Source organism: Bacillus sp. 123MFChir2 (genome assembly GCF_000383235.1).
Classification (GTDB): Bacteria; Bacillota; Bacilli; order Bacillales; family Bacillaceae_G; genus Bacillus_A.
This window is the reverse complement of the sequence record NZ_KB910941.1, coordinates 1-20,662: the sequence shown is the minus strand read 5'-3', so window position 1 is coordinate 20,662 and position 20,662 is coordinate 1. Positions and strand designations below refer to the sequence as shown.

15 protein-coding genes and 5 pseudogenes are annotated in these 20,662 nt (G+C 35.8%); 7 read left to right on the top strand and 13 right to left on the bottom strand.

Features of this window, described 5'->3' with window-relative positions; genetic code table 11:
- Positions 1–2 precede the first annotated feature (2 nt).
- Both H280_RS0111295 and H280_RS0111290 read left to right on the top strand, forming a co-directional pair.
- Complete coding sequence (locus H280_RS0111295; RefSeq protein WP_020061236.1) at positions 3–1,379, top strand: HAMP domain-containing sensor histidine kinase; 1,377 nt, start codon at positions 3–5, stop codon at positions 1,377–1,379.
- Positions 1,380–1,776: 397 nt separating this feature from the next.
- Complete coding sequence (locus H280_RS0111290) at positions 1,777–2,292, top strand: GNAT family N-acetyltransferase (RefSeq protein WP_020061235.1); 516 nt, start codon at positions 1,777–1,779, stop codon at positions 2,290–2,292.
- Positions 2,293–2,364: 72 nt separating this feature from the next.
- Here the strand turns inward: H280_RS0111290 and H280_RS0111285 are convergent, their stop codons facing one another.
- The 7 genes from H280_RS0111285 to H280_RS0111255 form a co-directional block, all read right to left on the bottom strand.
- A complete protein-coding gene (locus H280_RS0111285; RefSeq protein ID WP_020061234.1) occupies positions 2,365–3,309 on the bottom strand; it encodes an alpha/beta hydrolase family protein in 945 nt (314 codons plus the stop codon).
- A gap of 5 nt (positions 3,310–3,314) precedes the next feature.
- Positions 3,315–3,860, bottom strand: a complete 546-nt coding sequence (locus H280_RS0111280) for a helix-turn-helix domain-containing protein (RefSeq protein WP_020061233.1) — start codon at positions 3,858–3,860, stop codon at positions 3,315–3,317.
- A gap of 327 nt (positions 3,861–4,187) precedes the next feature.
- A complete protein-coding gene (locus tag H280_RS0111275; protein ID WP_020061232.1) occupies positions 4,188–6,170 on the bottom strand; it encodes a methyl-accepting chemotaxis protein in 1,983 nt (660 codons plus the stop codon).
- Positions 6,171–6,733: 563 nt separating this feature from the next.
- Complete coding sequence (locus H280_RS0111270; protein ID WP_020061231.1) at positions 6,734–6,988, bottom strand: hypothetical protein; 255 nt, start codon at positions 6,986–6,988, stop codon at positions 6,734–6,736.
- 299 nt (positions 6,989–7,287) lie between these two features.
- Positions 7,288–8,856 carry a flotillin family protein gene (locus H280_RS0111265; RefSeq protein ID WP_020061230.1) on the bottom strand — a complete coding sequence of 523 codons (1,569 nt, stop codon included), beginning with the start codon at positions 8,854–8,856 and terminating at the stop codon, positions 7,288–7,290.
- Positions 8,857–8,906: 50 nt separating this feature from the next.
- Positions 8,907–10,139, bottom strand: coding sequence for an RNA-guided endonuclease IscB (gene iscB / locus H280_RS0111260; protein WP_020061229.1), 1,233 nt, complete (start codon positions 10,137–10,139; stop codon positions 8,907–8,909).
- 224 nt (positions 10,140–10,363) lie between these two features.
- The gene (locus H280_RS0111255; protein ID WP_020061228.1) at positions 10,364–10,906 is read right to left on the bottom strand and encodes a hypothetical protein; all 543 of its coding nucleotides are present in this window, start codon (positions 10,904–10,906) and stop codon (positions 10,364–10,366) included.
- Between the two features lie 364 nt (positions 10,907–11,270).
- Between H280_RS0111255 and H280_RS0111250 the strand changes: the two genes are divergently transcribed.
- Entirely contained in the window at positions 11,271–12,533 is a 1,263-nt protein-coding gene (locus tag H280_RS0111250; protein ID WP_020061227.1) for a hypothetical protein, read from the top strand.
- A 44-nt stretch (positions 12,534–12,577) separates the two neighbouring features.
- Here the strand turns inward: H280_RS0111250 and H280_RS23495 are convergent, their stop codons facing one another.
- Positions 12,578–13,036 (bottom strand): GNAT family N-acetyltransferase, encoded by a 459-nt coding sequence (locus H280_RS23495; protein ID WP_020061226.1) that lies wholly within the window; start codon positions 13,034–13,036, stop codon positions 12,578–12,580.
- 208 nt (positions 13,037–13,244) lie between these two features.
- Positions 13,245–13,391, bottom strand: a pseudogene (locus H280_RS25745) (sporulation protein YhbH); the annotation flags it as partial.
- Positions 13,392–13,641: 250 nt separating this feature from the next.
- Here H280_RS25745 and H280_RS0111235 point away from each other — a divergent pair.
- Positions 13,642–14,544 carry an Rpn family recombination-promoting nuclease/putative transposase gene (locus H280_RS0111235; protein ID WP_020061225.1) on the top strand — a complete coding sequence of 301 codons (903 nt, stop codon included), beginning with the start codon at positions 13,642–13,644 and terminating at the stop codon, positions 14,542–14,544.
- A 497-nt stretch (positions 14,545–15,041) separates the two neighbouring features.
- Here the strand turns inward: H280_RS0111235 and H280_RS25735 are convergent.
- Positions 15,042–15,200, bottom strand: a pseudogene (locus H280_RS25735) (sporulation protein YhbH); the annotation flags it as partial.
- A 209-nt stretch (positions 15,201–15,409) separates the two neighbouring features.
- Here H280_RS25735 and H280_RS0111225 point away from each other — a divergent pair.
- From H280_RS0111225 to H280_RS0111215, 3 genes and pseudogenes are all read left to right on the top strand, one after another.
- Positions 15,410–15,661: pseudogene (locus H280_RS0111225) on the top strand (Rpn family recombination-promoting nuclease/putative transposase); the annotation flags it as partial.
- Positions 15,662–16,253: 592 nt separating this feature from the next.
- Positions 16,254–18,050, top strand: coding sequence for a group II intron reverse transcriptase/maturase (ltrA, locus tag H280_RS0111220; protein WP_020061222.1), 1,797 nt, complete (start codon positions 16,254–16,256; stop codon positions 18,048–18,050).
- A 4-nt stretch (positions 18,051–18,054) separates the two neighbouring features.
- Positions 18,055–18,384 (top strand): annotated as a pseudogene (locus tag H280_RS0111215) (Rpn family recombination-promoting nuclease/putative transposase); the annotation flags it as partial.
- 92 nt (positions 18,385–18,476) lie between these two features.
- On the opposite strand, the pseudogene H280_RS0111210 reads toward H280_RS0111215, so the two are convergent.
- The 3 genes and pseudogenes from H280_RS0111210 to H280_RS0111200 all read right to left on the bottom strand — a co-directional run.
- Positions 18,477–18,776, bottom strand: a pseudogene (locus H280_RS0111210) (IS66 family transposase); the annotation flags it as partial.
- A 34-nt stretch (positions 18,777–18,810) separates the two neighbouring features.
- Positions 18,811–20,142: an ISL3 family transposase gene (locus tag H280_RS0111205; protein ID WP_269208750.1), complete on the bottom strand. Its 1,332-nt coding sequence runs from the start codon at positions 20,140–20,142 to the stop codon at positions 18,811–18,813.
- The gene (locus tag H280_RS0111200; RefSeq protein WP_231401778.1) at positions 20,138–20,557 is read right to left on the bottom strand and encodes a transposase family protein; all 420 of its coding nucleotides are present in this window, start codon (positions 20,555–20,557) and stop codon (positions 20,138–20,140) included. The genes H280_RS0111205 and H280_RS0111200 overlap by 5 nt, the downstream gene beginning before the upstream one ends.
- Between the last annotated feature and the right edge of the window lie 105 nt (positions 20,558–20,662).

Here is a 20,662-nt window from a genome sequence, read left to right as displayed (position 1 = left end):
TAATGAATAAACTTTCTATAAAGCTTGGGACGTACTTTTTATTATTAGCTTTTTGCATTGAATCCGTACTCTTTGTATCCTTTCATACAACATTGGCACAAATGCGTGTAGATGAAGAAACTGCGGCCTTATTAGAAAAAGGAACTTGGTATCGTAACATTATCGAAAAACGCTATAGGGAAGGCATCTTTGAACGCGTAGCAGCAATGGAATCAAATTCACCTTCTCATACAAAACTTGTCATAACAGATGCAACAGGTCATATTATCGACTCTTCTGATCCTGTTACAGAAGATATACGCAAACAGCTTAAACAAAAGATTACATACATTCCTAGAGATGGCATGATCACAGAAGATAACTGGAAAGAATCAAAACATATTTCAACAGCCAGCCCCATTGTAAAACATGGAGTCGTAATTGGCTATGTCCATATGTTTTTAGAAACTGCCTCTATAAAAGCGATGATTTGTCGATTAACACAACAATTCGTTACCGTCGGTGCATTGACAGTAGCTCTTACAACAATTTTAGTATTTTTATTTTCAAGGGTTATTACAAATCCACTTATAAAGATGAAAAAAGCAACTGAAAAATTGATGAAACAAAATGAACCCATTACGTTAGATATTAAAAGTAATGATGAATTAGGCAGCTTAGCAAAAACAATCGAACAGCTTTCTAGTGAGTTAATATATATGAAAAAAGAACGAAACGAGTTTCTCGCCAGCGTCGCACATGAATTACTCACTCCGCTTACATATGTAAAAGGATACACAAAAGTTGCCAAAAGAGAGTCTTTATCTAAAGAAGAACGGGAAGAATATTTACAAATCATTGAAGAAGAAACAGAAAATATTACGGAACTCGTCCAAGACTTATTTGAACTGGCGCAGCTTGAACAACACCAATTTTCGATAAAAAAACAGCCAGTTTCACTTTTACCATTCGCCGAGCGTATGGTCGAAAAAATAAAACCATCTCTTAAAAAAAAGCAAATCGATATCTCTTTATATTGCCAAGAAGATTTATATGTGTGCATCGATGACCGCCGCATGGAGCAAGTTATGCTCAATTTATTACATAATGCACATCAGCATTCTCACGAGAATACTCATATTACAGTACGAGTATTAAAAAAGGAGCATACTTTTCTTATACAAGTGCAAGATGAAGGGGAAGGAATTCCATGTGAAGACTTATCACATATTTTTGACCGTTTCTATCGGGTTGATAAATCGCGGACACGAGCAACTGGAGGAAAAGGTATTGGTTTAGCTGTTGCAAAAGAAATTGTAGAATCACATGGTGGGTCTATACAAGTAACGAGCGAGATCGGAGTCGGAACTACATTTACGATAGAACTGCCTATTAAATAGCTATCATAAAACCTTTTTCTTTTTAGATGGGCGAGAGCGTCTGGCCGCGCTTAGTAGCGGTCAGGGCCTTTTTTTACCACATGCGAGGTTTTAAACAAAGGGAGCATGCAAGTGGAGGGCATGATGTTTTCTACATAGCAGTAACTTATATGTTGAAACATAAAAATTGATATATTACCCACTTCCCCTTTTATGGGTGGGTGAGAGCGTCTGGCCATGCTTAATAGCGGTCAGGGCCTTTTTCTGCCACGGGCAGTGCAAGCCACATGTTTCTCCATAGCAGCGACTTTTATGTAGAAATATTAAAACATTTCATATATCAAGCCTATTTTTTGAAAGTATTAGGATTTTAATATAAAATATAACATTACCACCAAAGAATTGGAGGATGATACAATTGGAAATTCGTGTATTAACAAAAAAAGACGCAGAAATTTATTTAGCACTTCGTGTCGAGGGATTAAAACAAAATCCAGAAGCGTTCAGTTCTTCTTATGAAGATATTATTAATAAGGAAGATCCTGTTGAATATAAAGCGCAAATATTAGACCAAAACGAAAATTACACGCTTGGTGCTTTTAAAGACGACGATTTAGTTGGCGTGGCAACTTTAGAAACAAAATCATTTTTAAAGCAAGAACATAAAGCAAAAATTGGTTCTGTTTATGTCTCTCCAAAAGCGCGCGGAATGGGCGCCGGAAAAGCTCTGATGCAAGCAGCAATTGAAAAAGCAAAAGAATTAGAAGTAGAACAACTTATGCTTGATGTTGTCGTTGGCAATGAAGGTGCAAAAAAGCTTTACGAATCGTTAGGCTTTAAAACATTTGGTGTACAAGAGCGTTCGTTAAAATATAATGACCAATATTGGGATGAAGAGCATATGATGCTGTTTTTACATGAAGAAAATGAATAGAGAAAAGGGATCCCTTTTCTCTATTTTCATTTTCGTTTGTCTTTTGATTTAATATTTATTCATTCTTTTTCCCTATGGAAGGTTATACTTTGCCAACCATTCCTTCATAACATTCAATAATTCCTCTTGAATCTCTTTATTCACAAGCCCCTTATATTCTTTCATTAGCCCTAACATGGTATGATTTTTCTCGATTTCTCGTAAAATATGATTCATATTAGGGATGATATGCCACTCGGCCTCACCTGCTACATATTCCGCAATATCTCTTGCCTGTTCTGGCGGTACTTGTATATCACGGTCTCCCGTAATTGCCAAAACCGGACACGTTACTCTCTCTAAATACTCTACGACATTATATTGAAATTGTTCACGTAGCCACTTTGCATTTACCTTTACCCCTTTGATTCGCAAAGCAGGCTTTGATGATTGTTGTATTTTTTCCATCTGCGCTTCATTTTGTTTCTGAATACGTTGTGGAAGTTTTAAAAAACGGTATAGCCATCCTCGAAATCCGGATGCTTCTTCTAATTCTTTCACTACCATTTTCATTTGCTTTGGCAGTAATGTTTTCGAAGGTTCAGCTGCACCGCTAAGTAAAATTAAATTAGCAACGGATTCTCTTACATAAATTGCTGGCGCAAGTAATGCTCCTTCACTATGACCTACAATGACGATTCGCTTTGGATCAATTTGTGGATGCTCCTTTAAAAAACGTACGCAAGCAACACCATCATCAATTAAATCTGTAACACCTGTTTTATAATAATCACCTTCACTTTTATGCGTACCACGCTTATCATAACGCAAAGTCGCAAATCCTAATGAAGTGAAATAATCCGCTAAGTCTTTATATAAACGTAGCGATAAACCGCGAACATTTCCATCTCGGTCTCCTTTTCCCGTTCCACCAATCAATAAAATAGCTGGATATGTCGCTGCATCATATGCTGGAATTGTTAGCGTTCCTTGAAGTGAAACTGCACTTTCAATTGTAACGAACAATTCTTTCCCCATATCGTTTATTCTCCCTTCTTATTTCTTTCAGGAATAACAATTGTTGAAATCGTTCTTCGCTTTCGCTCTGGAGATGGTTTACGCTCCATTGCTTTTAAAAATACTCCACTCATTTCCTGTGCAAACTCTTGAAACTCCTCATCACTCATATAAAAACTTGCTTGTCGATACCCGGCTCCATCTTTTTCAAAATCAACATGATCTTGCTGCAAATAATCTTTAAAACTTGCCATAACCTGGGTGGTGAACATCATAAAATACTGCATATGTTCTTCTTTCGTTACGTCTTGCAAATCCTTTTGTGAAACGCTAGCCATACTGAAATTTAAGGCATATAACTTTTCAATCGTTCCTCGTATTTGCGTTTCCTGAGCAACTTGCAATAAATGCGCTGTCGTTAGTTTATCTAAATGACGATATAACGTCGCTTGTGGAATATGCGGTAACTTTTTCGCAAGCTGCTTGGCTGTTAATTTCTCTCCTCCGATAAACTCTTGAATCAGTTGAAAACGAATCGGATGAAACAGTATATCAAGCTTTTTTTCTTTCATATAGCAAAACCTACTCCCTTTTATTACATCTTATGATTATATTATCAAATATGATAACGAATGTATATATAAATACAAGTTAACTTTTTAACATCTAAGTCGCTGCTATGCAGAACAAAATATGGCCGCTACTTGCTTTCTACCTTTGTTTTAAACTTTACACGTGGCAGGAAAAGGCCCTGACCGCTTCCATGCATGGCCAGTTTCTCTGATCTCCCTCCCTAAAAAAAGTGGTTTTTATGTCATTTTTTCAATTTGTATTTATATATATTTGTTAACAAAAAAATAAGTAAGACAATCACAATTGCCTTACTTATTTCTAGTATATTACACTTTAAACTTTTCAATCATAATTTGTAATTCTTCTGCCATTTTTGCTAAGTTTTGAGCAGAAGAACCAATTTCCACCATAGAGTTTACTTGTTCTTCTGAAGAAGCAGCTACGTTTTGCATACTTGCTGTATTTGTTTCTGCTGCTGCTGCAATTTCATCAATTGCATTCGTGACTTCATTTGCATCTTCTGACATATTTGTTGCCGTTTTTGCCATCGTATGAATTTGATATACGATATCATTAGTAACCTTTAATATTTCTGCAAAATTTATTTTTGTCTCATCAACAGCTTCAAGACCAGATTGTACTTCTATTTTTACTTCATTCATAGATTGTACAGTGCATTCTATATCATCTTTAATCTCTGTAATCAGTTTGGCAATTTCTCCTGATGATTCTCCTGATTGCTCTGCTAGTTTTCTAACTTCTTCTGCTACAATTGCAAATCCACGTCCTTGTTCGCCGGCTCTTGCTGCTTCAATTGCTGCATTTAAAGCTAATAAATTTGTTTGCTGTGCAATATTTTGAATCACTTCTAAAATCGCACCAATTTGTTTGGACTTTTCATCCAATAATTTAATAATCGTATCCGATTGTGAAACAGACTGATGAATAGATTGCATTTGCGTCGCTGTTTGTTGTACTAATCTTCCACCCTCTTCTGCCTTTTGTCTTGCATATGCTGAAGAATTTGAAATCGTTTGTGAACTATCTGTTACATTTTGAATAGCCGTATTTACTTGTTGTAATAGCGACGCTCCTTCTTCAACTCCTTGACTTTGTGACTGCGCACCAATGGATACTTGCTCCATCGCAATTGTAATTTGATCTGTCGCCTCATTTGCTTGTCGTACACTTGAAGTTAACTCTTCCGCTGAAGCAGCAACACGCTCTGCTGAGTTACTCATTTTAGAAATTACATCGCGTAAAGAAGCTGACATCTCATTAAAGGAAGCTCCTAATCTTCCAATCTCATCTTTAGAATGAATTACAATTTCTTCTGTTAAATCGCCTTGGCTAATTTTTTGTGCAGAAGTAACAATCTTTCTTAATGGATTTGTTATTGATTTGATAATGAAGTAAATAAGAATGGCACCTAACAGCATAGAAATGACAACTACAATGACTGTTTTAAAGAATACCGGTTCAGCTGCCTTAGTAATTTCTTCTTCATACACAACACCGATGATTTTCCAACCTGTTTTATTATTTGTATTGAAGGAAAGGATCTTATTCTCTCCTTTATCATCGTATGAAAAATACCCTTTATCTTTCTCATATGCAGGGTTAATGAAGGCTTCTGTAACTTTAGAACCACCTTTTCGAGTTGGATGACTGACAACTTGTCTGTTTTGATCTAAAACTACTGCGTATCCTTTTTCTCCAAGTTTAAACATTTTTGTCGTTTTTAATATGTTCTCAAGATTTAAGTTAACGCCAATAACACCTTTTCCATCTTTCGTCTTCTTCGCAACTGTTACTACCATGTTTTTTGTAGAAGAAGACTCATATGGTGCGGTAATAATTACTTTATCCACAGATTTCATAGCATCTTTATACCATGGGCGATCCGTTGGTTTATATCCTTCAGGCATTTGCATATAAGGCTCTCTTAAAAACATCCCATCTTGCGTGCCGATATAAAGCCCTTCTACTTCCGGATGAATCTTTATATATTGCGTGAATTTCGCTTTTACGTTTTCTACATTTCCATCTTTATACGTATCCTCTGTTAATATATCCGCAAAGTAAGCAGCATCCACAGATTTCGCATCTAAATTTTGCGTAATAACGGTATCTAAAACATTAATATTTTCATTTGCTTTTGCAATAATTTGATGTTCAAAATTTGTTCTTGCCGTTTGATATGACACACCGCCAATAATAACGCCAGGTACAATTAAAATAAGAAGGAAAGATATCATCAATTTCCTTGTTATACTTATGCTGTCCATTCGTTTCAATAAACTCCTCATACATAACAACTCCTTATCTTTTATTTTTTTAAATAACAAAATCACACCCTATACTCCATCTATCTAAATATTTAAAACTTACTTTAAATTTTATACATTATATCACTATAAAACAATATACAAATGTTTTTTATTAATATTCCGAAAATTTATGTTTATAAAATAAGAACATATGAGGAGATTAACATCGCAGCTATCTCAGTAGTGACATACTCTTGCATGTGGCAAAAAAAGTACCTGACCACTTCTACGCTTGGCCAGGTACTCTCGCTCTTCCCTATGGTTTATGTTAATTTTTCAATTTGTACTTATATATTAATATACAAAAAACGACATCTATATGATGCCATTTTAATTTTCCGACATATAGATTGCTGCTATGCAGAAAAAAAGGAGCTTCCACTCGCTTTCTGACTTTGTTTAAACTTCGCATGTGGCAGTAAAAGGAACTGACCGCTTCTATGCATAACCAGATGCTCTCGCCCACCTAAAAAAGATGGTTTTATGTCAGTTTTTTAATTTGGATTTATATATATGATGCCGTTTTTCATAATCTACTTTCTTTATTCACAGCCAGTAATCAACCAATCGTCTTCTAATTTACACAACAATGTTTGTTCATTTACTTCCTGGCCTAACTTTACTTCGACAGCTAATATATTACCGCTAAAACCAACTGCGGCTTCTTCTAATGTTCCATCACTTTTTTTAATAACAAATAATTTTTCCCACTCATATACGTAAGACGATTGTTGAATAAGTATTTCTTCAATCACTCCATTGCATGGGCTATAAACATTTTCAATTACATCTTTCATCTAAACTTTTCTCCTCATTACATTTCAGTGTTATATTTCTCACCTATTCTAACATTGTTATGAAAATCAACTCATATTTTAAAAATTCTTTTATTTACATATATCTATTTTAATTTTTCAATATACAAATTGCTGCCATACCTTGTAATTTTGAAGATAGGCTACTTGCCCATTTGCCAATAAAAAGCTTAAAAACAAAAAAGAACACATATTATATATGAATAATATGTGTTCTCCTCTATCTAATATGAAATAAAAGCGATTCCCAGGAATTCCTTTTAAATAGTTACAAAAAATCCCTATAGGGTTTCATTATTTTCCAGATTTTTCCATTCCGGACTCGGAATAGCAGCCTTTATCTCTCCGCTCTGCTGCATTGCACCTTTCCCCGCAAAACTTTCTAACAACTCTTTTAAATCAATTCCCGAAGAAGCCTTCAAAGTTTCTTGCATCGTTGCCATTAAATCAGTCGCATAGCCGGCAACTTTACCAGCACCGCTGTTTTTTCCACCGCCGCCAGTATCAACAACAGTAATTTTATCGATATTACTAAGCGGGCTTGCAATCTCTTTTGCATAGCTTGGTAACATTTTTAATACCATATCCATAATTGCCGCTTGGCCGTATAATTCAAATGCCTCAGCAATTTTTTGTTTTGCTTCCGCTTCCGCAAGACCTTTCAATTTAATAACATCCGCCTCTGCTGTACCTTGCGCTTTTTGTACTTCTGCTTTTGCTTGCCCTTGTGCCTTTTCAATTTCGGCTTTCGCTAAACCTTCTACTCGTACTTCTTCTGCACGCGCTTTTGCTTCTGCTTCAATTTTATATTGCTGGGCATCTGCTTTTTTCATTTGTTGCACTTTTTCTGCCTCCGCCGCTTGCTCAACTGCATAACGATCAGCATCTGCTTTTTTCTTCACTTCTGCATCGTATTGCTTTTCACGACGAGCAATTTCTTTTTCTTCTAATTCAATTTGTTTTTCACGCTCAATAATTTTCACTCGCATTTGCTCTTCTGTTACACCTTGCTGAGCCTTCGCTTGCTGTAATTCATAGGAAAGATCAGCATCAGCACGTGCTTGTTCTTGTTCCCTTTTATATGATTGCACCTTTAACTCTTTATGTTTCTCTGCTTCCGCAATTTGCGCATCACGCTGATACTCTGCTTCTTTTGCTTCTTTTTCAGCACGAGCCTTTTCAATCCGTGCTTCTTTTTCTCGTTCTGCGTTTGCAATTTGCGCATCACGCTTCACCGTTGCAATTTGCGGCTGACCAAGTGCATCTAAATATCCGTTTTTATCACTAATTTCTTTAATGGTAAATGATACGATGCGCAGCCCCATCTTCTTCAAATCAGTGGAAGCAACTTCGTGTACTTTCTGCGCAAACTGCTCCCTGTTACTATACGCATCTTCTACTGTCATCGAAGAAAGAATCGCTCGTAAATGTCCTTCTAAAACTTCCTTCGCCTCTACTTTCAGTTCTTCTGTTTCTTTTCCTAAATATTGCTCTGCTGCTGTTGATACTTCCTCAATTGTAGAACCTACCTTAATTATCGAAACACCATTTACTGTTACTGGAACACCTTGCTTCGTATATGTATCGCGTGTTCCCACTTCTAACTTATAGTTTAATAAACTAAGAGGTTCGGCTTGTTGCATAATTGGTACAACAAACGTACCGCCGCCGCGAATAATTTTAATCTTCTTTCCATCATCTGTTGTCACAACATTTTTCCCGCTGCCGAGTCCACTTCCTGTTACAATTAACGCTTCATCGGGACCAACAGTACGATATTTTGTAACAAAGACTAAAATCAAAATCGCTAATATTGCTAATAAAACACCACCAATAATTAATGGAACCATAGTAACTCCTCCTTCAAAAAATATACATAAAAGTATTCATGTGTGGTCATTCATAGGAAATACAACCCTCTAAATCTCCACTTTAGTACACTTTTTCTTGCATTTACTCTTTTTAGATGTTTCTCTTTTGTTTGGATATTAATTTGTAACTTATCTGGGTACATTGCAGAAATATAGCCAACATGAGTTACCTTTTTGGTGTCTGTGTATTGTACAATATCTCTATGTTTAAACCCATAAGTTTCAGAATGTATCGCTTTCGTTTTCTTTCTGATTGGTTTAATGACCCAGTCTTTTATGTTTGTATCATGGATCTCTAACCCACAAATAACTAAAGCGTCATTAGAATGTGCCTTTTCAATACTCCAATCTATTCTCCTATTTGCAGTATCTCCACCACTTGTTAAAAGCAAAGTACCATACTGAGATAAGTGTTGTTGTAACCAGTTTTTACCTTGCATAACGTGTTGAGCAAAGTCTAGCCGTAAACTCTTTCCGTTAATCAGTTTTTGATACTTATCAACAAACTTTTCTTCTTTACCTTCTGTCTTTTGGTGACATTTACTACACAGTGTAATCAGGTTATCTAATGTATTAGAGCCTCTTAACCTCCTAGGGACAATATGATGTACTTCTAACATACAGTTTGATTTTCTGCATTCCATACATTCATATTTGTCTCGTATAATTACAGCCTTTCTCATGTTTTCATCTAGCCGATTGGATTTTTGACATTGCCAGTTGTATAACTTCTTGTCATCAGTCAATGCTCGTATGTCTATCGCAACATCTTCTAAGTGAATACTTGCAATGTCTATCCATTTTGAAATCTTATTTACAAACCTAATAATCGTTTGTCTCTTTTGAAGTATACTAGGTGCGATTCTTCCTTCTCTTCTACTACTTGCACGATTACCAAATTTTGCTTGACGATACCGTTTGTGATTTCTTTTGTATCGTCTATATCCTCTTCTTTGCTCCATTAGCTTTGATACATCTTTTCGATGTTCAATAGTAGCTTTAAAGATTGGTTTGTTTTTTGTTTTACATTCTTGTACTAACCCAACCCCAACATGTAAACTACCATCGTCTATCCCCAACCTAATTTTATAATCTACATCTTCCACTGACTTATGAAGTTGAATTACCATTGGGTATTTTGCAACAAGTTTTGCTCTTTTCTTCCTAATTAAGTACCATCCATTGTTGACACTTGTAGGAGCTAATTTTCCTCCTTCTACATCCAATACAAAACAATATTCTTTGTTTTTATTTTTAGTCATCTCTGACCAGTCATCCTTCCACACTCTTAGAGCAACGGACTAAAGCGTGTATCCGAGGGTAAGTCTTCAACTTACTCATCAATCGTAGTTCATCATGCAATTTAACTTTCGTCAAAACGCACTCACTTAGGCTTGAAACCGAATCAATAGTAAGTATACGAGCATATTTGCCCACGTTTGTATACTTTTTTATATAAAAATGACTACTATTGATTTAGTCCTTATCATTTCGGTTTCTTTAAAGAAACCGCTAAATTTTGTACATGTAAAACACCATCTTCCACTGCTTCAACAATGACATCTGATCCTTGTAAAATATCTTTCTTTCCTATCGTTTTAGCTGGCATCGCATTGCTACCAAATTGAGAAGCTAACAAAACCTCTCCTAGCCCTTCTTTCGGAATCGTAATAATCACTTCTCCTTTGCAGCCAATAAACTCTTCCATACGGTGCATTGTATTTTGCTCCGCTTTAGAAATTGGCGCCAAAACTAGCATTTTCATTGTAATTACACCAACAAGTGCGAGGAAAAATGAAATAACAAAAATAGCAACACTACTCCAAGGAAATATATATTCTAATATGTAACCAAATCCACATAGCATTGCCAGAAAGCTAAATAAGAGTGTAAAAGGCGAAGTAGCTCCGCTTGATATACTAAAAAGAGATTCTAAAATATCACCGAAAAGCAAATAAAGAATGGCAATAGCTCCAGTTATAACAAGTCCATATAAATAAATGGTTTCAATTGGAACGTTAAATAACATACTGCTTCACTCCTTTCAACATAAGTGAAACTTGTTATATTTAATATGTATTCCCTCCCCCTTTTAGATGTCTTAAATTTCAGTCATTTAAACTTTTGAAAAAGGAGTCTTATTACAGACTCCCAAAAAAAGAACAGGAGAAAGCTATAGTGACAGCCTCCTCCTGAAAATCAACTAATATATGGTATATTTATATAATACAAGATTTTACACAAAAAGTAAAGTCATGTATATATTGGAAGCTATTTCTCTTACAATATCCCACTAATGAAGAAAATAGACAGTGGATTTTGATGCATGTATGGACAAACAAATAATCCTTTCTCATGTGAACTGAATATCTTAATCACATAGGAGGGAAAGCATGAAAGAAAAACAACTCATTCTTACTATACTTGGAAGCAGTGGCGGCGCTGCTCGCGCATTTTTATCTCTATTACATCATGCCGTGAAAGACATTCATAATCCGTTATACTCTCAGTTGCAAAACTGTTCCATTCATTTAATTGATATAAAACAAAAACCAAAATCTTATTTTCAGGATATGTATCCTGCGTTATACGAAAGTTTTACATTCCATGTGTTTGATCTAAGCGATAACACATTATTTCGAAATCATCTACAGAAAACGGGGACAAGCATAGTCATTGATGCTTCCTTAGCAGATGCAGTAGAAATGCTAACATGCTGCAATGAAGCTAATGTACATTATATTAATACAGCATTACAATCACCGGCAATCGATGCGAATGAGCATATTAAACGCTTCAGTTTATTAGAAAGACAAAATTTCTTTGAAAAGCATAAACCTACCTTCACACAAATGACAGGTATTATTTGTTCCGGTATGAATCCTGGCGTTGTCCAATGGATGGCCGTTAAGTTAATGAAGCAAAATCCTGAGGAAATCCCCCTAGCTTGTTTCATCGTCGAACACGATACAACTTTCTACCAGGATCCAACTCTTATTAAAGAAAAAACTGTATACTCGACATGGTCGCCTGCGGGATTTTTAGAAGAAGCTATTTTAAACTATCCTCTTTTTATGAAACATCAAACTCCGATGCTCTTCTGTAACACTGCTTATGAACAAGAATTTAAAGTAACGTTAGGAGATAAACAGTTTTTCGGTTGTTTAATGGGACACGAAGAAGTAATTAATCTCGGAAAATTGTACGATATGGAAGTCGGTTTTTTATATCGTATTAATGATTATATGACGCAAGTAATTCATGATAATCAACAGAACATTGATGAACTATGGAACTGGGATCATCACGTATTAAATCCAGAAACTGGACAACTCCTCGGTGAAGATTTAATCGGTGTATTACTTGTCTATAAAGACAAAGAAGTCTATATGTACAATACAACTGCCACCCAACATGTGTACACACAATACGGAACAAACGCAACCTACTTTCAAGTCGCATGCGGCGTTTACGGTGCACTTGCTAGCCTCTTACTCGACAATTTACCACTTGGCTGTTACTTTGTAGACGAACTTCTTTTAAATACAGATTCAAAATATGGTGATTATCTTTCTTATTATATGAAAGATTTTGTAATAGGGGAAAATCATGCGACAGATGGGTTATTATTTGATCGTATAAACAAGATTGAGTAGGTTTTCTACTCAATCTTGTTTCGTTTTGCTTAGAAATTAACTATTTAATAAAAGAAAAAACTCCTTTTCAAAACCTGTATCTCCCAAAAATCTAAAGCTAATCTATTCTCTACATCCACATTCACGTGAACGAAAGAAATCCCTTCTTGATTCAACCATCTCATTAAATGTTCTACTACATTTTTAGCAATTTGCTGTCTTCGATATTCTTTTCTTACATAAATCTCATCAATTTGACCATATAGTGTATTGGTAACTAGGTCTTGTTTAATAGAAGCTATGCCATAACCAATCATGTTTTGGCATTCATCAGTTACTACAAAAACAGCGCCATATTTTGATTGGACAAATTGTTCTAATTGCTCATAAATGCCCATTCTATCGCTTTCGTCTAATTCACATTCTGCTGTTTCTATAGCATTCATATTCCATAATTCTATAATATTTTTTATAAACTCCTGATAACCTAATCCTTTATGAAGTTGTTCGATACGTATGTTCACTTTAATTCCCCCTTTATAAGCTACTCTAAATTATATTTTAATAAATTCTGTGTTGTAGTATAAAGATGGAGTTAGTTGAGAACATGAGATTCCAATATAAAAATTTTCATTTTATAAAGTATGATTTGCTAAATTGAACTGGGTCTGATTCAAAGTTGCACTTAAAGAGACTCAGTCATTACAAACAAAACCCCCCATACTTAGGGGTTCAAGCCATCTTCTCATTCGATTCTTCACGGAAAAAGCTCTTCATCGCATGAAACACGTCAGCTTTTTGTTTTAAAATATAATAACGAAACTTCTCATCTTTTACGTTTTTATATGCTGACATGAGTGTACTGTGGCGGTTGGGTTGAGTCCTCCATCATATACCCTTAATGTTGTTACTGGTTGAACATAGCATCTATATTCATTGTTGGGAAAATAATTGAAGAAGAAGTTCCTTTTCTCGTAATTTCTGAAACCATACTTCTTAAATATGAATATAAGATAGCAATTGCATTCACTTTATAAACTGAATTAGGCTCACAACAATAGTATTTGCATAGGTAAGGAATTATCTTATAAAATAAAGAAAGAAATGACAGACAGGGAGAGGAAAACCCATGTCCAACCAATTAGTAAATTTACGAATCGATTTTGCTTTTAAACAGTTATTTGGAACCAAAGGAAATGAAGAAATTTTAACAGGGTTCTTAAATGCCATTTTAGAGGAATCTTTGGATGCCCCGATTACATCTCTACAATTGGAAGACCCGCATCTTCATAAATCGTACCAAGATGATAAGTTATCCATTTTAGATTTACTAGCAACACTTGACAACGGAACACAAGTGAATATAGAAATTCAGCTCCGAAATACACATGATATGATAAAACGATCTTTATATTATTGGAGTAAGCTCTACACATCTCAAATGCAAGAAGGGATGCCCTATCGTTCACTTCGGAAAACAATCACCATTAACTTATTAGATTTTTTATTATTTGCTGATGACGATTCATTTCACACTATTGGCCAATTATGGAATACAAAAACACAACAAGTATTAAGTGACGATATCGAAATCCATTTTGTAGAGATTCCAAACTTAGTGAAACAATGGCGTGAAGAAAAAGTAAATCCATGGGAAAATACATTTGTCCGTTGGATGTTACTGTTGCCGGCTCACGAAGATGAACATTTAACCCAAGTATTGGAGGAGATTGCGATGAACCAAGATCCAATTTTACAAAAGGCCATGAATAAATGGGAAAATATGAGTCATGATTCTTCTTTCCGAACAGCTTATGAAGCTCGTGAGAAAATACTTCTAGATGAGCAAGCTAAAATAGCTCATGCACGAGAAGAGGGATTAGAAGAGGGACTAGAAAAAGGGCTAGAAAAAGGAATTGAACAAGGAAAAATGCAATTAATCCGTGGTATGCATAAAAATGGTATGCCGTTAGAAGACATTGCAAAATTCACTGATCTAAGTACAGAAGAAATACGAAAATTACTATTGTAATACACATAATAAAAAGGCTTTGCGAAAGTCCGCAAAGCTTTTTATTATGTGTATATAGTCACTGAACTCTCAGCCATATAGTCCTTAAAAATCCACCTGCAACCTATATTTTTATACTCTACATTGAATAAAAAGACTTACGTGAGGAATCGGGAAACCTATCATATCATGCCTGTGAAGACTCAGACAGAATAACGTATCCTTTCATTTTAGGGATAAATTTTTTACTTTGTTGCTTATTTATCTTCTTATCCCTCCATCTAACTATACAAACAAACCATCTTCATCCCAATCACCGAACACGTTTATTTCTCCAAATTACCGTCCATAATAATAAACAAAGACGAACCCTGTATTCTTAAGATTCAAGCTCTTTCCCAAGGGTATCAAACTCGGTGATTAGGGTAGAGTGGTATATAATAGTACTTATTTCCTGCAAGTTAATTAACTGATTTCCCTATATATTACCACGACAAAAAACCCCTACACTTAGGGGTTCAGGCCATCTTCTCATTCGATTCTTCACGGAAAAAGCTCTTCATCGCATGAAACACATCAGCTTTTTGTTTTAAAATATAATAGCGAAACTTCTCATCTTTCACATTTTTATATGCTGACATGAGTGTACTGTGGCGGTTGTACTGGTTGAGTCCTCCATCATATACCCTTAATGTTATTACTGGTTGAACATAGCAGCTATATTCATTGTTGATAAAATAATTAGCGAAGAAGTACCTTTGCTCGTAATTTCTGAAACAATACTTCTTAGCCATGAATATAAGGTAGACTCACAATAGTAGTATTTGCATATGTAAGGAATTATCTTATAAAATAAAAAGAAATGATCGTCAGGGAGAGAAAACCCATGTCCAACCAATTAGTAAATTTACGAATCGATTTTGCTTTTAAACAGTTATTTGGAACCAAAGGAAATGAAGAGATTTTAACAGGGTTCTTAAATGCCATTTTAGAGGAATCTTTGGATGCACCGATTACATCTCTACAATTGGAAGACCCGCATCTTCATAAGTCATACGAAGATGATAAGTTATCCATTTTAGATTTACTAGCAACACTCGATAATGGAACTCAAGTGAATATTGAGATCCAGGCGCGACAAGAAGTCGCTTCATAATAGTGCGCATCCATAAGGATACGCTATTCTAGTTGTCAAGAATATTTCCACCCGAAACAGCGTTGCTAGTAATGGCAGGGTTGGTTGCATGAAGGAACGCATAAGGAAGCGATGAACGTCCATTCAATCCGTGCTAGGAAAAGATGAGAAAGGTAAACGACAGTGAATCTTTGTAAGCTTCGTTACGATGAATCCAATGAAAGACGTTGATACATTGGAAATGCGGATTAGAAAAGTGAACTTTGGATGTCACTGAGAGACAACCTACATGTCCGCCGGAGTAGAGAAGGTACCTTCCCTCATCGTATCTATGTGAAGTGGAACTTGGTAAGCCCTATATAATCTGTACGTTGTACAGTAAGGATGCCGTAAGGCAAAATGACGTTATAGAGGGTATGGGATGTTGGAAAAAGCGAAGGTCGCAAAGTCGAAAGGCAACAGGAATTCATAACTGTGCGAATAGTATCCAGGGCATAACCTAATGATGTAACCCGACAGGGTGCAGACTTCCAACAGGTCTTCAACACGAAAAAAAAGCGAAAAGAAACTTCTGCCGAAAGGAAGGAATCTAGTTATGGATACAGCTCACAAGGCGTCGGCTATTCCTTCACTTACAGATTGGTTTACAATCCATTGGGGAGAAATTGAGAGGTATGTAAGGAAGTTACGACAACGAATTTTTCGTGCCAAACAGCAAAATCAAAGAAGAAAAGTGAGAAAGTTACAAAGGCTCATGCTTCGAAGTAGAGCAAACCTATTGTTATCGATCAAAAGAGTCACACAAGTAAATCGAGGGAAACGAACTGCGGGTATCGACGGAGAACGGGTATTAACACCAAAATCTAGAGTGAAACTGTTTCACCAAATGATGTATCAAAGCATCCAATTGCATCTCCCAAAAGCTGTGAAACGTGTATATATTCCAAAACAGAATGGAAAATTACGCTCACTGGGCATTCCAACAATCAAGGATAGAGTGTGGCAAAACATAGCCAAAAATGCACTAGAACCGGAATGGGAGGCAGAATTCGAACCTATTTCATATGGATTTCGCCCTAAGCGTAGTGCGCATGACGCCATAGCGAATATTTTTAATAAACTAAACTCTAAAAGCAAGAAGGTTTGGATATTCGAAGGGGATTTCACCGGATGTTTTGATAATCTAAGTCATGAGCATATCTTAGAGAAAACTGATAAGTTTCCAGCTAAAAGGATTATCAAGAGATGGTTACAATCTGGATATATAGATAATCAGGCTTTCCACCCAACTACAGTGGGTTCACCTCAAGGAGGAATCATTTCACCACTATTAGCTAACATCGCCCTACATGGTATGGAGAAGGAGCTGGGAATCAGCTACAGTAGGAGTAATACCAAAAGGCAAGGTATTACCTATCATACAAATATCAAATGTACAAAGGCTATGATTCGTTATGCAGATGATTTTATCGTTGCTTGTCAAACGAAAGAGGAAGCCGAATCCCTTTATCAAGAGCTAACACCTTATCTTGAGAGACGAGGTATTACATTAGCGACAGATAAGACTCATGTCACTCACATTACGGAGGGGTTCCGTTTCCTAGGGTTTCATATTAAGCAATATAAACAAGACAAAAATAAATTGTTAATTAAACCCTCTAAAGAAAGCATACAAAAAGCCAAGAAGAAGATGAAAACTACCTTTCAAAAATTAAAAGGAAAACCTGTTCAAACACTACTTGCTGAATTAAATCCAATTATTAGGGGATACGCGTATTACTGGATGCATGTAGTATCAAAAAGGGTATTTTCATCAATGGATTATTTTATATGGGGGAATATTGTACGTCATGTAAAAAGGCTACATCCAAAGAAAAGCTGGAAATGGATTATGAAACGATATTTTCGAAAACCTCATCATGGTGGTCATGATAAATGGGTTCTTACTTGTCCAAAGACAAAATATCAAATTTTTAAAATGATTTGGACTCCGATTATCCGACACATTGGGGTGAAGTATAAGAACAGTCCCGATAATCCTGAACTCACTCATTACTTTATCAAACGTGATAGAATAGATTTCGATAACAATAATACGCTAGCTCGAATTAAAATCGCAAAGAAACAGAAATATATCTGTCCAATCTGTGAAGAGGCTCTACAAAACGGAGAAGCATTAGAAGTACATCATAAAGTTCCTAAGGCTTATGGGGGAACAAATGAATATAGTAATCTCCAGCTTCTACATATACCATGTCACATCCAATATCATCAAAAACATCCTATCTTTCGAGAGAGAGCGTATATTTACAAGAAATTGAACAAACGTATCTCATTAACTCCTCAAGAGAGAATTCAGTTAATAGAATGGCACGTGATTGATGAAGAGTGACCAGCTGTTTTGGATAAAAAGAAGGCTTGAGCCGGATGTTTGGAAACGGACAAGTCCGGTTCTGAGGGGAGAAAGGGTCCGTGAGGACTCCGACTTACCCGACCTCCGAAATACACATGATATGGTCAAACGTTCTTTATACTATTGGAGTAAACTCTACACATCTCAAATGCAAGAAGGGATGCCCTATCGTTCACTTCGGAAAACAATCACCATTAACTTATTAGATTTTTTATTATTTGCTGATGATGATTCATTTCACACTATCGGCCAATTATGGAATACAAAAACACAACAAGTATTAAGTGATGATATCGAAATCCATTTTGTAGAGAGTAAGCCCGAATTATAAAAAAATAAGCGCACCTTTCGGTACGCATCACGAATTAGCCGTATTTTTTCAATCAAAAATACGGCTAATTTCATTTATTTGCTACATTCCAGCTGAATCTTTTTTGACCAAGGCATGTATTGATCTAAAGTTTCAGGATTTTGATGGATTCCGAGATTCGGTAGATCCGTGAAAAGTTTCTTGATGTATTCGTAGAAATCAACGCCGTTACTTTTGGCTGTTTCTGCGATACTCAAACAAATGGCGTTCGCTTTTGCGCCAGCTTCGCTGACCGAAAAAAGCCAGTTTTTTCTGCCTAGAACGTTTGGACGGATGGCGTTTTCAGCTGGATTATTATCGATTTCAATGCGCCCATCATTCAAAAATGCTCTGATGTAAATGTCAACCTAAACATGGTTCTTTCCAAAGTTAGTTGAAAAGAACCGTTTTCTCATATTCTAGTAGTAAGATTTTTTTTCTCAATAAATCGAACAAGCAACGACCATACATGGTGCGCTTCACCAACTTTAATTTATTGATTTTCCCTTCGGCTAGACCATTATTGTATTCATAATCGATGGCATTTTTCACAGCTGTCAAATCTCTTTCTATTCCATTGATAAAGCTATTGAGCGGTTGAATATCTAGCGCAGTCGCTCGTTCAATCCAGCTTTGCAGTGCATCGTTCTTTTTTTGTTTCAGGATTTCCCTAAAGTCATTCACCAAGTTTATGACGGATTCGATTTTCGGATGCAACTTGTAAATTTCTTTTATTTGTTCTTCAGATAATTTGATTTTTGTTTTCTCTGAATAGAACAAAAGAGCGATAACCTCTTTTCGTTTCACGAATTCAAACTCCGTATCATGTAACAGTCGAGGGTCTTCAAATAAAGATTTTTTCAGTTTGGAAACATAATGGCGTACAGTAGAGGCAGAACCTTTGTATCCTTTTTTTCGAAGTATGGCACCAATCTGAACAGATGTATACCGATTGGTTACGTACTGTTTTATTTCTTCTGCATAGGGATCTAGCATGCTCGTTCTCGTTTGCCCTAAGCTTGCATGTACTCCTGTTGTTTCTGGATTCAAATATTTGGAGATAGTTCTGCGATCTAACCCGAGTTGACGTGCGATACTTCGCTTGGAGTTTCCTTGTTTATACAGCTCTCGTGCTTCACATATCTGTTTTTCTTTCTGCAACTTTTTGTGTTCATGAGATATTTTCATTGTGCTCATCAGATACTCTACTTGTTCGCTTAATCCTATGGATAAAATCTTTTTCACTGTTCTGATATCCATCTGTAAAGCTTTCGCTATTTGGTGAAATGTATAGCCGGTATCCATTAAGCCATTCGCTATTTTGACTTTTTTTGTGAATGGTATGTTTAGATTATTCGCGTTCATAAGGGATGCTTTCTTTGAGGTTGTCACTGGGATTTTGACATTCGTTTTTATGATGGACTTGAAAAATTCTGTACAATACTTTGTCAGATTTTGAAGCAAGTGAAAGCGATCGCTTATTTGAATAGCCTTCGGATGGGCCTCCGCAATGGAATGAGCATACGTAATAGAACCATCTCTAGAGACAATCTCCAGATTTGGAAAAGTTTTCAGCCAACTTGTCACTTCTTCACCGTTTCTAGAATGAATTAAGTCAACCACTCGATGTGTATCTAAATTTATCATAATCGTGCCATATGTATGTCTCTTTTTTAAAGCAAAATCATCGATACAGACTCTTTTTACATGGGTTTTATCAATTTCGATTGTTTTTTTTTAGTAGATTGCAAATGGTACTTTTTCCAACCTTCGCAATGCCACGGTTCAATATTTTTTCAGCTACAAGCGAACTGACATTTTGGGCGATTTTCATGATTTCTTGTTCCAAGCGAGTGGATTTTTTCGCTTTATAGGGTAAAAATAAGAATTGTTCAGCAAATGTTTTGCGATGGCATTGCGCATTATGACAGAACATTTTGCGGTTATTGATCACGTATACAACCTTCTTCCCTTGAATGGGCAAGTCATGAAACGTCCTTTCATAGCGAGAATGAACTTTGATCGAAGCCGTATTGCAGGAAGGGCATATTACTGATAACCTCTCCGAGGTAATCTGAATAAATAGTGTATCCTCTACAATTTCATGTGAAAGATATCTAAGTTTTTCATCTAACATTTTCACCACATTATCCACTTTACAGCACCATCCCTCACTTAAATAATAGGAACAGTATGGACAAATTGTTAGAATTTCAACCAACTTTGGAAAGAACCATATTTA